2 protein-coding genes are annotated in these 3,250 nt (G+C 63.4%); one reads left to right on the top strand and one right to left on the bottom strand.

What is annotated here, in order from left to right:
* Positions 1-126 precede the first annotated feature (126 nt).
* The gene (locus WA944_RS08040; RefSeq protein WP_526646687.1) at positions 127-2,769 is read left to right on the top strand and encodes a beta strand repeat-containing protein; all 2,643 of its coding nucleotides are present in this window, start codon (positions 127-129) and stop codon (positions 2,767-2,769) included.
* 1 nt (position 2,770) lies between these two features.
* Here WA944_RS08040 and WA944_RS08035 read toward each other — a convergent pair.
* Positions 2,771-3,250: helicase-related protein (locus WA944_RS08035; RefSeq protein ID WP_526610122.1), on the bottom strand; the 480-nt coding region annotated here is incomplete at its 5' end.

The following is a 3,250-nucleotide window of genomic DNA, read 5'->3' as shown; positions in this document are numbered from 1 at the left end:
CCCAGTGTGGTGCCGGCGATCAGTGTGGTGACGGTGGTGGGGGTGCCGGGAGCGTCGGTGGCTCCGGTGGTGGTGGCCACGCCGGTGGCGGCGGGCACGACCGGCTCGGAAATCACGGTGTCTCCGGTGGTGGTGATCACTGATCTGGATTCCGAGGACCTCGGTTCTGCCACGGTCACTCTCAACGATGCGGGTGCGGGGGATTCGTTCGGCTGGGGAACTCTGCCGACCGATGTGACCGCCGAGGTCGTTGGTGGGGTGTTGACGTTCACCGGTGCGGCCACCGCAGCCGAATATCGGGTGTTGTTGGAGTCGGTGACGTTGACGTCGGCCGAGGCGGGGCTCAAGACGGTCACCTTCGCGGTGGTCGATGGGGACGGTAATCCCAGTGTGGTGCCGGCGATCAGTGTGGTGACGGTGGTGGGGGTGCCGGGAGCGTCGGTGGCTCCGGTGGTGGTGGCCACCCCGGTGGCGGCGGGCACGACCGGTTCGGAGGTCACGATCAGTCCGGTGGTGGTGATCACCGACCTCGACTCCGATGCCATTGATTCGGCGACGGTCATTCTGCGCAGTCCGGCTGTGGGGGATTCCTTCGGCTGGGGAACCCTACCCACCGATGTGACGGCGAGTGTCGCGGGTGGGGTGTTGATGTTCACCGGGTCGGCGACCGCGGCGGAGTATCAGCAGCTTCTGCAGTCGGTGACGTTGACCTCGGCGGAGGCGGGAATCAAGACGGTCACCTTCGCCGTCGTCGACGCCGACGGCAACCCCAGTCTGGTGCCGGCGATCAGCACGGTCACCGTCGTCGGATTGCCGGGCGCTACCAGCCCCACCGTGCTGACATCGGTGATCAATTTTTCCTATACCGCCGGGTCCTCAGGCGTCCCGGTTGATTCAGGTCTCATCGTCCTCGACGCGGATTCCACGACGATGACCGGCGCGACGGTGACAATCACCGATCCGGAGGCAGGCGACGTGCTGGCCTATGGGACGCTGCCCGATGATGTCACCGCTGACTTCGGTTCAGGCGTCTTGATTTTCGAGGGCAACGCCTCCGTCAGTGAGTACCAGCAGCTTCTGCGGTCTGTGACGTTCTCGACGGACGCATCAGCACTGGCGACGATCAAGACCCTCTCGTTCACGATCACCGACGACCAGGACGGCGTCAGTGCACCTGGCGTGGTCGCAGTCACCGTTCTGTCGCTGCCTATCCTCGCAACACCGGTCGTGGTCACCGCGGTAGCCAATGTGGGCTATACGGCCGGCGATTCGGCCATCCCTGTTGATCCTGGGCTGGTGTTGCTGGACGCAGACTCGACGAACATGTCCGGTGCCGTAGTGTCGATCGTGGGCGGCGCAGCGGTCGGCGAAACCCTCGATTTCACACCGCAGGCGGACATCAACGGCAGTTACAACTCAGGCGTCCTGACGTTCGACGGCGACGCTTCGGTGGCGGCGTACCAGCAGGTGTTGCGATCAGTGACATTCTCGACCAACTCTGATGCACTGGCGACGATCAAGTCCATCTCATTCGTGGTCACCGACGCCCAGGACAATGTCAGTGGCACAGGTTTTGTCGCTGTGACGGTCGTGACGTCGCCACTGCAGATCCCGCCACTGGTGACGACCTCGGTGGTCAATGTCTCGTACACCGCAGGCGACGGCGCCATCACCGTGGATCCGGCGGTCGGCGTCCTCGATCTCGATTCGACTGACCTCGATGGCGCGACGGTCAAGATCACCGGCGGGTTCGCCTCGGGAGATACGTTGACTTTCACTGAGCCGGAGGGAATTACCGGTGTTTACGACGAAGTCACCGGCACGCTGACCTTCACGGGCACGGAATCGATCGCCAAGTACGAGGAGGCTTTGCGGTCGGTCCAGTTGTCGACGAGCGCATCGGCGCTGGCAACGATAAAGACGGTCTCGTTCGCGGTAATCGACGCCGAGGGGATGTCGAGTCTGCCAGGCACCGTCGCGGTGACTGTGTTGGCCGCACAGGTCAATGTGGCGCCATTGGTGGTGACCACCACCTTGGGTCCGCTCTACACCGCCGGAAACACTGCAGTGAACGTGAATCCGTTGCTGACCGTGATCGACCTGGACTCATCGACACTGACGGGCGCGGTAGTGGAGATCTCCGGAAACTTCGCTTCGGGCGACGTGCTCGAGTACACCGCGATGGCAGGCATCAGCGGTGACTATGACGCGCTTAACGGGATCTTGACATTCATAGGTAGCGGGACTCCGGCGCAGTACCAACAGCTGTTGCGGTCGGTGACGTTCTCGACGGATGGGTTGGCACCGACCGCCGTCAAGACGGTCACGTTCACAGTCACCGACCAGCAGGGTGCGACGGGTCCGTCTGCGGCAGCGCTCGTCTCGGTTACCGCCAACTCGGCTCCGATACTCACGACGCCGCTGGGCGGCGGCATCGTCCTCCTGGGAGCGCAAGTGCTGAGCTCCACCGCCGTGATTTTCGACGATTCCTCATATCTGGACCAGGCTGTCATCACGATCACCAATGTCCAGAGCGGTGACTTGCTCGAGTTCACGCCCACAGGATCGATCACCGGTGGCTACGACGACGGTGTGCTCACACTGACGGGACAGGGGACCGTGCTGGAATATCAAACCGTCATCCAGTCGATCAAGTTCTCGAAGTCGATCTTCAATCTGCTCGGGTTCCGGAACATCACGATGGTCGTCCGGGATGCGCAGGGACTCAACAGCAACACGACGTCGGGGATGATGACACTGGTTCTGTGATTCAGATCGCGGGCCCCAGAAGGTCGTCGGCGTCCTTGATGACATACCCGTAGCCCTGCTCTGCGAGGAACCGCTGCCGATGCGCGGCGTACTCCGCATCGAGGCTGTCGCGAGAGACCACCGAGTAGAACACCGCACCCCCGCCGTCGGCCTTGGGCCGCAACAGCCGCCCCAGACGTTGGGCCTCTTCTTGGCGGGACCCGAAGGTTCCCGAGACCTGAACGGCGACACTGGCTTCGGGCAGGTCGATGGAGAAGTTGGCGACCTTCGACACCACCAGGGTTCGGATCTCGCCACGGCGGAACCCGTCGAAGAGCGCCTCCCGCTCAGCGGTCTTCGTCGACCCCTGGATCACCGGGGCGTCGAGTTCGGCGCCCAGTTCGTCGAGTTGGTCGAGGTAGGCGCCGATCACCAACGTCGGCTCGGCCGGGTGCCGTTCCAGGATCGACTTCACCACAGCGATCTTGGTGTGCGCCGTCGC

It is taken from the genome of Mycobacterium sp. (genome assembly GCF_049683355.1).
Lineage (GTDB): Bacteria > Actinomycetota > Actinomycetes > Mycobacteriales > Mycobacteriaceae > Mycobacterium.
This window is presented reverse-complemented; position numbering and strand designations above follow the sequence as displayed.